This window comes from Streptomyces sp. NPDC089915 (assembly GCF_040684675.1).
Classification (GTDB): Bacteria; Actinomycetota; Actinomycetes; order Streptomycetales; family Streptomycetaceae; genus Streptomyces.
In genome coordinates, this window is record NZ_JBFBGN010000175.1 from 1 (window position 1) to 12,445 (window position 12,445).

The 12,445-nt window shown below is 73.9% G+C and carries 11 protein-coding genes, 1 pseudogene and 1 riboswitch; of the genes and pseudogenes, 6 read left to right on the forward strand and 6 right to left on the reverse strand.

The window, feature by feature from the left end:
* Positions 1 to 281: 281 nt before the first annotated feature.
* Together AB0O29_RS31460 and AB0O29_RS31465 are read right to left on the reverse strand one after the other, a co-directional pair.
* The gene (locus AB0O29_RS31460; protein WP_365158447.1) at positions 282 to 1,043 is read right to left on the reverse strand and encodes a GntR family transcriptional regulator; all 762 of its coding nucleotides are present in this window, start codon (positions 1,041 to 1,043) and stop codon (positions 282 to 284) included.
* A 110-nt stretch (positions 1,044 to 1,153) separates the two neighbouring features.
* Entirely contained in the window at positions 1,154 to 1,891 is a 738-nt protein-coding gene (locus tag AB0O29_RS31465) for a class I SAM-dependent methyltransferase (RefSeq protein WP_365158450.1), read from the reverse strand.
* 80 nt (positions 1,892 to 1,971) lie between these two features.
* Between AB0O29_RS31465 and AB0O29_RS31470 the strand changes: the two genes are divergently transcribed.
* The gene (locus AB0O29_RS31470; RefSeq protein WP_365158453.1) at positions 1,972 to 2,499 is read left to right on the forward strand and encodes a hypothetical protein; all 528 of its coding nucleotides are present in this window, start codon (positions 1,972 to 1,974) and stop codon (positions 2,497 to 2,499) included.
* Here AB0O29_RS31470 and AB0O29_RS31475 read toward each other — a convergent pair.
* The 4 genes from AB0O29_RS31475 to AB0O29_RS31490 all read right to left on the reverse strand — a co-directional run bounded on the left by AB0O29_RS31475 (position 2,488) and on the right by AB0O29_RS31490 (position 6,770).
* Positions 2,488 to 2,679 carry a DUF1059 domain-containing protein gene (locus AB0O29_RS31475; protein ID WP_358898349.1) on the reverse strand — a complete coding sequence of 64 codons (192 nt, stop codon included), beginning with the start codon at positions 2,677 to 2,679 and terminating at the stop codon, positions 2,488 to 2,490. The genes AB0O29_RS31470 and AB0O29_RS31475 overlap by 12 nt on opposite strands.
* An 83-nt stretch (positions 2,680 to 2,762) precedes the next feature.
* A complete protein-coding gene (locus tag AB0O29_RS31480; protein ID WP_365158456.1) occupies positions 2,763 to 4,964 on the reverse strand; it encodes a choice-of-anchor J domain-containing protein in 2,202 nt (733 codons plus the stop codon).
* A 121-nt stretch (positions 4,965 to 5,085) separates the two neighbouring features.
* The gene (locus tag AB0O29_RS31485; RefSeq protein WP_365158459.1) at positions 5,086 to 5,319 is read right to left on the reverse strand and encodes a ferredoxin; all 234 of its coding nucleotides are present in this window, start codon (positions 5,317 to 5,319) and stop codon (positions 5,086 to 5,088) included.
* Complete coding sequence (locus AB0O29_RS31490; protein ID WP_365158462.1) at positions 5,319 to 6,770, reverse strand: aldehyde dehydrogenase; 1,452 nt, start codon at positions 6,768 to 6,770, stop codon at positions 5,319 to 5,321. Before AB0O29_RS31490 ends, AB0O29_RS31485 begins: the two co-directional genes overlap by 1 nt.
* A gap of 197 nt (positions 6,771 to 6,967) precedes the next feature.
* Here AB0O29_RS31490 and AB0O29_RS31495 point away from each other — a divergent pair, with 197 nt between their 5' ends.
* From AB0O29_RS31495 to AB0O29_RS31515, 5 genes and pseudogenes are all read left to right on the forward strand, one after another.
* Positions 6,968 to 8,020, forward strand: a complete 1,053-nt coding sequence (locus AB0O29_RS31495) for an MBL fold metallo-hydrolase (protein WP_365158465.1) — start codon at positions 6,968 to 6,970, stop codon at positions 8,018 to 8,020.
* 104 nt (positions 8,021 to 8,124) lie between these two features.
* Positions 8,125 to 8,204, forward strand: a riboswitch (cobalamin riboswitch).
* 130 nt (positions 8,205 to 8,334) lie between these two features.
* Positions 8,335 to 9,585: a prenyltransferase/squalene oxidase repeat-containing protein gene (locus AB0O29_RS31500; protein ID WP_365158468.1), complete on the forward strand. Its 1,251-nt coding sequence runs from the start codon at positions 8,335 to 8,337 to the stop codon at positions 9,583 to 9,585.
* On the forward strand, positions 9,582 to 10,268 hold the full coding sequence (locus tag AB0O29_RS31505) for an SCO2322 family protein (RefSeq protein ID WP_365158471.1): 687 nt from the start codon (positions 9,582 to 9,584) through the stop codon (positions 10,266 to 10,268). Before AB0O29_RS31500 ends, AB0O29_RS31505 begins: the two co-directional genes overlap by 4 nt.
* Positions 10,265 to 11,485: an energy-coupling factor transporter transmembrane protein EcfT gene (locus AB0O29_RS31510; protein WP_365158474.1), complete on the forward strand. Its 1,221-nt coding sequence runs from the start codon at positions 10,265 to 10,267 to the stop codon at positions 11,483 to 11,485. The genes AB0O29_RS31505 and AB0O29_RS31510 overlap by 4 nt, the downstream gene beginning before the upstream one ends.
* A pseudogene (locus AB0O29_RS31515) lies at positions 11,482 to 12,297 on the forward strand (ABC transporter ATP-binding protein); the annotation flags it as partial. The gene AB0O29_RS31510 and the pseudogene AB0O29_RS31515, both read left to right, overlap by 4 nt.
* Positions 12,298 to 12,445: the final 148 nt, after the last annotated feature.

A 12,445-nucleotide genomic window follows, 5' to 3' on the forward strand; every position in this document is an offset into this window, starting at 1 on the left:
AACCCCCAAAAGGACGGCACGGTCCAGGGTCGGGGCATCCGGCTCCCTCAGCGAGCAGGCGGGGCGGCCGGGGGCCGGCAGACCGGGCAGCCGGGGCGGCAGTAGCGGCAATCGGCGCCGCCCCGCGCGTCAGATCGCTACGCGCTCCTCTCGGCTCGGCGTCCGCCGCCCGTCTGGGGCTGATACCCGCGCCGGATGGCGTACGGACCGCCCTGCGGAACACCCGGCGCATCAGATCGCTACGCGCTGCCCAGGTCTCGGCGTCTGCGGCCCGTCTGGGGTCAGCGGGCGTCGAAGTCGTATTCCAGGACGTAGGACGCCGAGTCCAGGGTCATGTCGTTGACCTCGACCGGGCGGCCGCCCTCGGCGAAGGCGGTGCGGATGATCTGGATGACGGGTGTGCCCAAGGAGAGTGACAGCCGCTCGGCCTCGTCGGCCGAAGGCATGCGGCATCGGATCTCCTCACGGAAGTGGACCGGGGCGTACCCCAAGTCCGTCAGCCGCGCGTAGATGCCTCCGGGGCCGGGGTCGGCCTGGGTGATGGCGGAGTCGGCGGCGAGAATCGAGGGCAGGTACGACGTCGCGACGAGCACCGGCTTGCCGTCGAGTACGAAACGGCGGCTTCGGGCCCAGACCCGCTCGTCGGCGGCGATGCCGAGGACCTCGGCGATCCGGTCCCCCGCTCGCTGCTCGCGCACGTCGATCTGGTCGACCACGAGCTCACGGTCATCCGTGTCGGCCGACCAGATGGAACGGCCCGAACCCCACTGTTCCTGCGCCAGGCGCTCGATACCGCGCCGCCGCAGGGGCTTGAAGGCGCGGACGAAGACGCCCGCACCCTTGCGCGCCTCCACGAGGCCTTCGTTCTGGAGGACGCCGAGTGCCTGGCGTGCGGTCATGCGGGCGACTTCGTACGTGGCCATGAGGTCGTTCTCGCCGGGCAGCCGGTCACCGGGGCCGTACTCGCCCGAACGGATGGCCGCCTTCAACGCATCGGCGATCCGCTGGTACTTCGGCTGACGGGGACTGCCCTGGCTGGTCATCGAACCGATCACTCCCTCTGCTCCCGGGACACCCTAGGCCCAGCCCGCACATCGAGATCGGCATCGTCGAGGCGGTCGAACGGGCGAACTGAGCCGCGGGCGCGGCGCGGTCAGTCCGAGGTGCGGCGGAGGATGAGGGTGGTGAAGCTCCAGGCGTTGCGGTAGGTGTGGAGCCATTCCGTGCGGCGGGTCGTGGACCAGTCGAGGATCTGGGGGCTGTCGGGGTGGGTGGGGTTGTTCAGGGCCCAGTCGGCCAGGGTGCCCCAGTTGGACCATTCGTAGTCGTCCAGTTCCTGGCGGGTGCTGGTGTGGCCCTGGACCGGGGTCCAGCCGTTGGTGACGATCCGGTCCACCGTGGTGGGCAGGTCGTCGAAGTCGCCCAGCATCTCGACCGCTTCGGGGGTGGGGGTGCCCTCCCAGATCCCGTCGCCGATCATGACGCGCCCGCCGGGGGCCAGGAACCTACGGACGGCCTCCAGCGTGGGGAGCAGGCCGCCGAAGACGTGGGTGGAGCCGACGCAGAGGATCAGGTCGAAGGGGTGCGGGGAGGTGAAGTCCTCGGCCTTCCGGAGGTGCAGGTCGAGGCGGTCACCCACGCCGAGGTGGTCGGCCCGCCGGCGGGCCTCCGCCAGGTCGCTCTCGGAGATGTCCACGCCCTCGGCGCGGACGTCCGGGTGTGCGGCCAGGGCGCGCAGGAGCCATTCCGCGCTGCCGCAGCCCAGGTCGAGGACGCGTTCGTCGCCGCGCGGGAGGGCCTGGGCCAGGAGTCGGCTCACCGTGTCGTCGTTCACGGGCGACTTGATCGGGTGGTGGGTGTGGGCCAGCTTGGAGATCTGTTCGCGGTTCATCCCGCGCAGCCTCGCAGGGGGAGGGCGGGTTCGCAGCTTGTTTTCCGGCAGGGGGCAGGAGGTGGCGTTAGCCTCTGCGGGTGATCGATGAAGCCGAGGTCTGGGACCGTTTCGCCGCCCTGCTGCCGGACGCCGACGGCGATGAGGTGCGGGTGTGCTGGGAGGTGGGCGAGCAGGAGGCCGGTGTCGGCCTCCTGGTGGACGGCCTCCTGCGGCACCGGGTGCGGATCGGTGAGGACACCCGGGCGGAGATCTCCGTGGTGGCGGAGGTGTGGGGGATGCGGGCGGCCGTCGCCGGGCGGTTGGCGGAGTGCGCCGGTGACGGGCGCCCGGCCGGTCTGGAGCTGGTCGGCGGGGCGGACGCCGTCCCGCTGGGCGGGGAGCCGGTCGACCCCGCGCTGGACGGCTTCCTCCTGATCCCGTGGATCCGGTCCACGGGATCGGGGAGGCTGCTCGTGCGGGCTCATGTGGAGGAGCCCTGGGGGGACCTCTCGCTGATTCCCGAGTACTACGGCGTCCTGGCCTCCGAGCGGGGGCCGGTGCTGCGGCTGTTCGAGTCCTTCACCGCCCGGGAGGCGCTGGAGGAGCTCCGGGGGTCACACTCCTGAGGTCGCCTCGGTCTTGAGCATGCCGCGCAGCGCGTCGCGGAACTCCTGGGTGTCCTCCTCGCCGTGGACGGCGACCGCGTGCTGGACGGCCGCGCCCATGACCTCGTCTTCCTCACCGATGATCGTCAGGGTGCACCCGATCTCGCTGGGGTACTCCCGGCAGTCCATGACCTTGCGCATGACGCACCTCCCAGTGGCGACGCCTATCGGTCACACCTCCTACGATCCTCCGGTCGCCGCCGGGAGGAAAGCCGGGCCGCCGGTCAGGCTCCGCCGGGCTGGAGGACGCCGTTGACGGTGAGGCGGTAGGGCGCGGCGCTCTTGATCGTCTCGGTGGGTTCGTAGTGGTCGACGATCGCGAAGACCGTCGCCGCCCCGGTGCCGACGAGGTGCCGGATCCGGTGTTCGTCGAGGGCCGCGTGGTGGTCGGCGTCCAGGGGGACGTCGGCGGTCCAGGCGTGCTTGTGGTCGTCGGTGTAGGCGACGAGGCGCAGGCTGATGCCGGGGATCTTGTGGATCTGGTAGCTGCTGATCGTCCGCCAGCCGGTGAGGGAGGTGCCGTCGGAGATCGGGGTGGAGCCGGACCTGATGTTGTCGATCCACAGGCCGGCCTCGTTGAAGAAGGCGTCCGTCCGGTAGCGGAAGGCGACCAGGACGGTCTGGCCCGCGAGGTCGGAGAGGTCGATGCTCTGGTGGGTCCAGCCGCCGCTGTCGCCGTTGAAGCCGGGCAGCAGGGCGACGGCCCCGGGTTCGGCGTCTGAGGCCAGGGCGGTGACCATGCCGGCGCTGCGGCGTGAGGTGAAGGTGGCTCCGCCGTCCGTGGAGACCTGGACCGCGCCGAGGTCGTAGCCCGGTTCGGTCTCCCAGCGGGCGTCGAAGGAGAGGGTGGGGTCGGCCGGGTCGACGGTGATCGAGCGGACGATGCTGCGGTCGACGTCGTCGGCCTGGGGGCCGGAGTAGAGGGCGGGGTCGCCGGGGGCGTGGCCGTCCGGGTCGACGGTCCACTCCACCGGGCTCGCAGGGTAGACGGCGGGTGAGTCGAAGGTCAGCGAGCGGAGCCCGGCCGCGGTCAGGGGGCCGCCGGAGGCGTCGCGCAGGCGGACGAAGTCCGCGCCGTTGGCGGGGGCGCCCGGGCGGGCGTACGCGAAGGGGGTGTCGAGGTTGACGGTGGAGTGCAGCGGCTTCGCCCGGAAGCGGCGGGGGTCGGCGCCGGTGAGTTCGGCCCCGTCGTCGAGGATGCCGTCGAGGGCCGCCGTGGTGGACCAGTCGCGCAGGAGGGCGAAGGGGTCCTCGTGGGCGCCGTACCGGGCGAGGGTCTTGGCGAGGCGGTCGAAGCCGGAGCCGCCGCCTTCGAAGAGGAGGTCCCTGACGAAGCGCTTCCCGTAGCGTTCGGCGAGGGTGTGGATCATGGTTTCGGAGGCGCCGTAGTCGCACAGGAAGCTCTGGCCCGGGTCGCCCCAGAGGGTGAGGGAGTTCTCGGGGCCTCCGTTGCGGTCGCCGTAGGCGTCGGTGTAGCCGGCCGGGAACATGGCCTGCTGGCGGCCCTGGAAGCAGCCGATCTTGAGGTTCTTGAGGGCGTCCTGCCGGCGGTCGTCGTAGCCGACCAGCCATCGGGCCCATTCGGCCGTGCCCTCGGTGGTCCAGGCGGCGCCCTGGCTGTCCTTCGCCCCGCTGTACCAGAGCACGTGGTTGTACTCGTGGGCGAGCAGGCCCTCGATGTAGTTCGGCATCGGGAAGCCCTCCCAGATGCGGCAGGGGGTGCCGCCCAGGTCGGCGGGCTCGGCACGCAGCATGGTCTTCCAGCCGGCCGCCTGGATGGTGAGCATCTGGCGGTCGACCGTCTCGACGTCGGCGCTGAAGAACTCCCCGCCGGCCGCGATGTTGTTGACGAGGACGACGACACGGTCGCCCTTGCCGCGCCAGGCGTCCTTGGGGATGGCCGGGTCGAGCAGCTCCGGCTTGGCGTTGGAGCCGTCACGGGGCTTGGGGACGCCGAAGAGCTCGGCCTCGCGGGGGCGGATCACGTGCTCGAACTGTTCGCCCAGGTAGCGCAGGTCCCGGTCGTTGATCACGAGGTCGTCGGCGTTGGAGGTGGCGCAGTCCTCGGTGTCCACCCGCAGGTCGCCGGTGGGGACCCAGAACTCGGTGTGCGCGGTGAGGGCGCGCAGCTTGAACTCGCGCAGGACGGCCTGGCCGGAGAAGTCGATGGTCGGCCAGGTGCGCAGCATCCCGACCTTGGCGCCGCCGCCCCCGTAGCGCCCGGCCTTCGCCTGCTGGGAGAGCTGCGGGTGGTGGCGGTGCTTGTGGTGCACCGAGTGGTGGCGGTCGGGGTTCGGCCGGGGGTGGGGCCGGGGGGCGGCGTGGGCCGGGGCGGGGGGTGCGGCCCAGGCCAGGAGGAGCGCGGTCAGGACCAGGGGCCACCACGCGGCGCGTCTGCGCGCGGTGGACGGGGCGGGCTGGCGCATCGGTCTTCTTCCGGAGGAGTGGAAGGGGATGATGCGACAAGTTAGCGATATGGGCTATTTCGTCCGGGCATGTCGGGTGGGGCGTGTCGGGCCGGAGCCGTCGGCTCCGCCCCGGCCACCGTCAGTCCTCCGGCGGGAACACCGGCTCCCCCGTGGCCGCCAGGGTGATCAGGATGGCCTCGACGGGGCAGCCCTCCGCCGCCGTGAGGGTGGGTTCGTTGGCGTCCGTCTGCGGGGCGCGGGGGCGGGACTGGCGGGCGGAGTCGAGGGCGAAGGCCTCGGGGGCGTGGTTGACGCACATGCCCGAGCCGATGCAGACGCCCCGGTCCACCTCGACCTGCCAGCGGTCGCCCATCACGAGCCCGCCGGCAGGTGGATCATCTTGTGCTCCAGGTACTCGCTCAGGCCCTCGGGGCCGAACTCCCGTCCCACGCCGCTGTTCTTGTAGCCGCCGAACGGGCCGAGCATGTCCAGGCTGAAGGTGTTGACGTTGAAGGTGCCCGTGCGCACGCCCCGGGCGAAGTCGACGCCGTGGTCGACGTCGGCCGTCCAGACGCTGCCGCTGAGGCCGAACTCCGAGTCGTTCGCGATACGGGAGGCCTCCGCCTCGTTCCCGTACGGGATCAGGCAGACCACCGGGCCGAAGATCTCCTCGCGGGCGATGCGCATCGAGTTGTCGACGTCTCCGAAGAGGGTGGGTTCGACGTACCAGCCGCGTTCCAGGCCCGCCGGGCGGCCGCCGCCGGTGAGGATCTTGGCGCCCTCCTCCTGGCCGATGCGGATGTAGTCGAGGGAGCGACGCCGCTGGCGCTCGGCGACGAGCGGGCCGAGCTGGGTCGCCGGGTCGAGGGGGTCGCCGACGACGAGGGCTCCGGCCGCCGCCGCGAGGGCCTCGGCGATCTCTCCGTAGCGGCTGCGGGGGGCGAGGATGCGGGTCTGGGCGACGCAGGCCTGGCCGTTGTTCATCCAGGCGGCGGGGACGATCCCGGCGACGGCGGCCTCCAGGTCCGCGTCCGGGAGGATCACGGCGGCGGACTTGCCGCCGAGTTCGAGGGTGACCCGGGTCAGGTTGCGGGAGGCGACCTCCATGACCCGCCGGCCGGCGGCGACCGAGCCGGTGAAGGCGACCTTGTCGACGCCGGGGTGTCCGACCAGGTACTCGCTGACCTCGCGGTCGGCGGGCAGGACCGACAGCACGCCCTCGGGCAGTCCGGCCTCCCGGGCGATGTCGGCCAGGATGAAGGAGTCCAGCGGGGCCTCGGGCGAGGGCTTGAGGATGACGGAGGACCCGGTGAGCAGCGCGGGCGCGAGCTTCGCGGCGGCCACGAACTGCGGGACGTTCCAGGGGATGACGGCGGCGACGACCCCGACCGGTTCGCGGCGGACGAGGATCGGCCCGAGGGCGCCCTGGCGGCGCTCCTCGTACGGGTAGTCGCGGGCGACGGTGATGGCGGAGTCGTAGACCATCATCGCGCCGAGGGCCTGGGCGAGGACGCTCCAGGAGTACGGGGAGCCGTTCTGGGAGCTGATGGAGCGGGCTATCTCTTCGTGCCGGACGGTGATGGCGTCCTTGATCCGGGTGACGACCGCGATGCGCTCGTCGAGGGAGAGCCGGGGCCAGGGGCCCTCGTCGAAGGCCCGGCGGGCGGCGGCGACGGCGCGGTCGACGTCGGCCTCGCAGGCGTGCGGGACGCTGCCGATGACCTGCTCGGTGTGGGGGGAGACGACGCGGATGGTGCCGGTGCCCAGCGGATCGGTCCATTCCCCGCCGATGAACAGTTGTCCGTGTTCCACGAGCTCGGTCATGTCCGATGCCTCCAGGGGCTGCGCGCGCTCTCACCGGTGTCGCAGAACTGATACCAGTTCTACTTCCAGGAGTCCACGGTCCGGACGAGAGCCCCGGAAGATCCGATGGCCGGTCAGGACTGTTGGTGGACGGTCGACTTGGGCTACTACTGGAACGCGTTCTCGTCAGAGCGGATCGAGTCGGCCAGGGAGCCCCCATGTCAGAGGTCATGTCACAGGTCACCGACCACGGCGGGGGTGTGTGGGGCGTCAAGGTCCCCATCCCCGACAACCCCCTCGGACACACCCTCGTCCACGTCCTCGACACCGACGCCGGCCCCGTCCTCGTCGACACCGGCTGGGACGACCCCGCGTCCTGGGACGCCCTCACCGGCGGGCTCGGCGCTCTCGGCATCGCCGTAGGCGACGTGCACGGCGTGGTCATCACCCACCACCACCCCGACCACCACGGCCTCTCCGGGAAGGTCCGGGAGGCCTCCGGAGCGTGGATCGCCATGCACGCCGCCGACACCGAGGTCGTGCTGCGGACCCGCTCGGCCGAGCCGGGCGTCTGGTTCGACTACATGAGCGAGAAGCTGACCGCCGCCGGAGCCCCCGAGGAGCACGTCGCGCCGCTGCGGGCGGCCCGCGCGAGCGGGCGGATGCGGACCCTGCCCGGGCTGCGGGCCGCCGTCCCCGACCGGGAGATCGTCCCCGGCGAGCCGCTCCCGCTGCCCGGGCGCCGGCTGCGGGCGATCTGGACCCCCGGGCACACCCCCGGCCACGTCTGCCTGCACCTGGACGAGGCCCACCCCGCGAACCTGCCCGGCAACGGCCGGCTCTTCTCCGGCGACCACCTGCTGCCCGGGATCTCCCCGCACATCGGCCTGTACGAGGCCCCGGAGGACACCCGGGTCACCGACCCCCTGGGCGACTACCTCGACTCCCTCGAACGCGTCGGCCGCCTGGAGCCCGCCGAGGTGCTCCCGGCGCACCAGCACGCCTTCACCGACGCCCCCGCCCGCGTACGGGAGCTCCTCGCGCACCACGAGGAGCGGCTGGCCGGGCTGTGGCGGCTGCTGCGGGCCGAGCCGCTGACCCCGTGGGCGCTCGCGGAGCGGATGGAGTGGAACCGGCCCTGGGAGCAGATCCCGTACGGCTCCCGGAACATCGCCGTCTCGGAAGCGGAAGCCCATCTGCGGCGCCTGGTGAAGCAGGGCCGGGCGGAGGCCGTCCCGGGCACCGGGCCGGTGGCGTACCGGGCGGTATGAGGGGCGCGGGGCGGCGGGCCGGACGGGCGTGCGCGGGCCGGGCGCCCCGGGGCCCACGGGGTACGGGCCGGTAGAGTGAGGCCGTCGTCCACACTTCCGGACGGGGGGAAGCCGGTGCGAATCCGGCGCTGACCCGCAACCGTGACCCGGCCCGCCGCAGGCGGGGCGGGGAGCCGGGATGCCCCGTAGCGGAGGTGCGCGGCTCGTGCCGCCGGGGCCCCCGGCGGCCGGCACCGTCGAGGTAAACGGAGCCGGAGCCCGGTACCCGCGCGTGCCCGTCTCCCGCTCCCCGCACGAGAGGCACCCGCCCCGCCATGAACGTCCGCCGCAGCGCAGCCGCGCTCGCCGCTTCCGCCGTGCTCTGTGTGGGCGCCGCCCCCGCAGCCCTCGCCGACACGCCGCCGCCCGCCCCCTCCGCGCCGCCGGTCGTCCCCTCGGGCCTCTTCGGCAAGGCCGACCCCTCCTACGACGGGGTCTGGCGCCAGTCCTTCGCGCTGCTCGCCCAGCAGACGGTCGGCGCGAAGCCGGCCGCGCAGGCCGTCGACTGGCTGACCGGCCAGCAGTGCGCGAACGGCGGCTTCGCCTCCTTCCGCGCGGACTCCGCGAAGGCCTGTGACGCGACGACCGTGTTCGACACGAACGCCACTGCGGCGGCCGTACAGGCGCTGAAGGCCCTCGGCGGCAAGGACGCCCAGGTCAAGAAGGCCGTGGACTGGCTGAAGTCCGTCCAGAACGAGGACGGTGGCTGGGCCTACGTGCCCGGCTCCCCCAGCGAGGGCAGCTCCACCTCGATCGTGATCAGCGCCCTCGCGGTGGCGGGCGAGAAGCCGGCCGAGGTGAAGTCGAAGGCCGGCAAGTCCGCCTACGACGGCCTGCTCTCCTTCCAGCTGGGCTGCTCCGCCGAGCCGGCCGCCGACCGGGGCGCCTTCGGCTACCAGCCGGCCGACGGCAAGCTCGCCGCCAACGCCGACGCCACGGCCGCCGCCGTCCTGGCGGGCCTGGGCAAGGGCACGCTCGTCGAGCCCGCCACCACCGACACCCCCACCGCCGCGCTGCCCTGCCCGGCGGGCGCCGCCGACCCGGCCGCCGCCGCCCAGGCCGCCGCCGGCTACCTGGCCGAGGCCCTGAAGAAGGACGGCCACCTGACGGCCGTCACCCCCGGCGCCGACCAGCCGACCCCGGACACCGGCAACACCGCCGACGCCGTGATCGCCCTGGCCGCGACCGGGCACCGGCAGGCGGCTTCGGGCGCGCTGGAGTGGCTCAAGAACAACTCGGCCTCCTGGTCCAACCGCAACCCGGCCGCCCTCGCCACCCTGGTCCTGACCGCCCACGCCACGGGCACCGACCCGAAGGCCTTCGGCGGCGTCGACCTCGTCGCCGCGCTGAACGCGACGGGCCCGGCCCCGCAGCAGCCGGACGCCGAGGCGCAGAAGGTGGAGAGCAAGGAGGACAAGTCCTCCTCCGGCGACAAGAACCTCTGGTGGATCATCGGCGCGGGCGCCGCCGCCGGCATGGGCATCGGCATCCTGCTGAGCGGCCGCCGCAAGAAGAACCAGCTGTGAGCCGGCGCCGTTCGCGGGTCCCCGTCGGCCTGCTGGCCGTCCTGGGCCTGCTCCTGACCCTGTTCGCGGCCTCCCCGGCCCTGGCGGCGAGCTACCGCTACTGGTCGTTCTGGGAGGGCACGGGCGGGAAGTGGGGGTACGCGACCCAGGGCCCGTCGACGGCCCGGCCCGCGGACGGCGCCACGCTCGGCTTCCGCTTCTCCGTGAGCAAGGACGCCGGCGCCGAGGCGGCCCAGCCGCGCGCCGGTGCCGACTTCGAGGCCGTCTGCGGCGCCACCGCCGCGGCGGAGGGCAGGAAGCGGGTGGCGCTGGTCGTCGACTTCGGCCTGCCCGGGGACGCGCCCGCCGGCGAGACCCCGCCGCAGGAGGCCCCGCGCACGGCCTGTGCCCAGGTGGCCCCGGAGGCCACGGCCGCCGAGGCGCTGGCCTCGGTGGCGAAGCCGCTGCGCTACAACGGGGCGGCGCTGCTGTGCGCGATCTCGGGCTATCCGAAGTCCGGCTGCGGCGAGCCGATCGCGGACACGGAGCCCAAGGCCTCCGGGTCCGCCGCCGCCTCCAGCCCGGCCGCCGCGCCCTCGCCGGGCGGGGGCTCCGGCCCCTCGGCCGGCCTGCTCGCGGGTGTGGCGGCGGTGGCCGCCCTGGGCGCGGCGGCCGTCTGGCAGTCCCGCCGCCGCAGGCGATGACGGGCGGGAACGCCGCCCACGGCCCCGCGGCCGAAGGCGTGACCCCGCCCCGGCCCGGCGCCGCAGGGGCCGGTCGGGGGTCGCGGGGGCCGACGTACGACCGCAGGGGGCCCTGGCGGGCTCCCGAGGCGCGGCGCGGCAACGCCCTGCACTCGGGGGCCTGGTGGCTGTGGGCCCTCGGGCTGGCGACGGCCGCCTCCCGGACCACCAATCCGCTGCTGCTCGGGCTGATCGTCGGGGTCGCCGGCTACGTGGTCGCCGCCCGCCGGACCGAGGCGCCCTGGGCGCGCTCGTACGGCGCCTTCGTCAAGCTCGGCCTGTTCGTCATCGGGCTGCGGCTGCTGTTCTCCGTGCTGCTGGGCTCCCCGATCCCCGGCACGCACCTCCTGTTCACCCTGCCGGAGCTGCCGCTCCCGGCGTGGGCGCAGGGCATCCGCTTCGGCGGGCGGGTCACCGCCGAGCAGCTGGTGTTCGCCTTCTACGACGGGGCGAAGCTGGCGGCGCTGCTGATCTGCGTGGGCGCGGCCAACGCCCTGGCCTCTCCGGCGCGGCTGCTGAAGTCGCTGCCGGCCGCGCTGTACGAGGCGGGCGTGGCCGTCATCGTGGCCATGACCTTCGCGCCGAACATGGTCGCGGACGTGGCCCGGCTGCGGACCGCGCGCCGGCTGCGCGGCCGTCCCACGGGCGGGGTGCGGGCCGTGCTCCAGATCGGGCTGCCGGTGCTGGAGGGCGCGCTGGAGCGTTCGGTGGCCGTCGCCGCGTCGATGGACGCGCGCGGGTACGGGCGTACGGCGCAGGTCCCGCCCGCGGTGCGGCACACCACCAACGCCCTCACCCTCGGCGGGCTGCTCGGCATGTGCGCGGGCACGTACGGGCTCCTCGCGGCGGAGGGCGCCGCGTTCGGGCTGCCCCTGCTCGACATCGGCCTGGCCCTGGCCCTCGCGGGGCTGCGGCTGGGCGGGCGGCGCAGCGTCCGCACCCGTTACCGGCCCGACCGGTGGGGGGCGCGCGCCTGGCTGGTCGCCGGGTCGGGGGCGGCGGTGGCGGCCCTCCTCATCCACGCGGGGTCGGTGGACCCCGAGGGGCTGCGGCCGGGCGTGGTCCCGCTGGTCGCGCCGGGGCTGCCGCTGTGGCCTGCGGCGGCGGTGCTGCTCGGCCTGCTCCCGGCGTTCGTCGCCCCCATGCCCTCCCCTTCCTCCAAGGAGCCGTCCCGTTGATCCGCTTCGACCAGGTCTCGGTGACGTACGAGGGCGCCGCGCGGCCGTCCCTGCGCGACGCGGACTTCACCCTCCCGGAAGGGGAGCTGACCCTCCTCGTCGGCCCGTCGGGGGTCGGCAAGTCGACCCTGCTGGGGGCCGTGTCCGGGCTGGTCCCGCACTTCACGGGCGGCACTCTGCGGGGGCGGGTGACGGTGGCCGGGCGCGACACCCGTACGCACCTGCCGCGCGAGCTCGCGGACGTGGTGGGCACGGTGGGGCAGGACCCGCGGGCCCACTTCGTGACGGACGTGGTGGAGGACGAGCTGGCGTACGGCATGGAGTCGCTGGGCCTGCCGCCCGCGGTGATGCGCCGCCGGGTGGAGGAGACCCTCGACCTGCTGGGCCTGAACGAACTGCGCGACCGCCCGATCGCGACCCTCTCCGGGGGCCAGCAGCAGCGGGTGGCGATCGGCTCGGTCCTGACCACGCACCCGAAGGTGCTGGTCCTGGACGAGCCCACCTCCGCACTGGACCCGGCGGCGGCGGAGGAGGTCCTCGCCGTGCTCCAGCGGCTGGTCCACGACCTGGGCACGACGGTCCTGATGGCGGAGCACCGCCTGGAGCGGGTCGTCCAGTACGCCGACCGCGTCCTGCTCCTCCCCTCCCCCGGCGAGCCCCCGCTCCTGGGCACCCCGTCCGACGTCATGGCCGTCTCCCCGGTCCACCCCCCGGTGGTCTCCCTGGGCCGCCTGGCGGGCTGGACCCCCCTCCCCCACTCCATCCGCGACGCCCGCCGCGAGTCCGCTCCGCTACGGACCCGCCTGTCGGGCCACGCGCCGGCCGTTCCGGCCCCGGCGCCGTTTACCCCTCCAGCCCCGCCGGCGTTTGAGGCGCGGGGGCGGCTCCGCGGGTTCGGTAGATGACACCTCTGTACTCCAGTCACCCCACTGGGTATGTCGTGTGGCGGGGTGTGGTTGT

What these genes read in the sequence shown, in the direction of transcription:
- AB0O29_RS31480 (WP_365158456.1), bottom strand. Translation starts at nt 4,964, where the DNA reads ATGCGCCAGCCCGCCCCGTCCACCGCGCGCAGACGCGCCGCGTGGTGG.
- AB0O29_RS31495 (WP_365158465.1), top strand. Translation starts at nt 6,968, where the DNA reads ATGTCAGAGGTCATGTCACAGGTCACCGACCACGGCGGGGGTGTGTGG.
- AB0O29_RS31485 (WP_365158459.1), bottom strand. Translation starts at nt 5,319, where the DNA reads ATGGGCGACCGCTGGCAGGTCGAGGTGGACCGGGGCGTCTGCATCGGC.
- AB0O29_RS31465 (WP_365158450.1), bottom strand. Translation starts at nt 1,891, where the DNA reads ATGAACCGCGAACAGATCTCCAAGCTGGCCCACACCCACCACCCGATC.
- AB0O29_RS31490 (WP_365158462.1), bottom strand. Translation starts at nt 6,770, where the DNA reads ATGACCGAGCTCGTGGAACACGGACAACTGTTCATCGGCGGGGAATGG.
- AB0O29_RS31500 (WP_365158468.1), top strand. Translation starts at nt 8,335, where the DNA reads ATGAACGTCCGCCGCAGCGCAGCCGCGCTCGCCGCTTCCGCCGTGCTC.
- AB0O29_RS31460 (WP_365158447.1), bottom strand. Translation starts at nt 1,043, where the DNA reads ATGACCAGCCAGGGCAGTCCCCGTCAGCCGAAGTACCAGCGGATCGCC.
- AB0O29_RS31475 (WP_358898349.1), bottom strand. Translation starts at nt 2,679, where the DNA reads ATGCGCAAGGTCATGGACTGCCGGGAGTACCCCAGCGAGATCGGGTGC.
- AB0O29_RS31510 (WP_365158474.1), top strand. Translation starts at nt 10,265, where the DNA reads ATGACGGGCGGGAACGCCGCCCACGGCCCCGCGGCCGAAGGCGTGACC.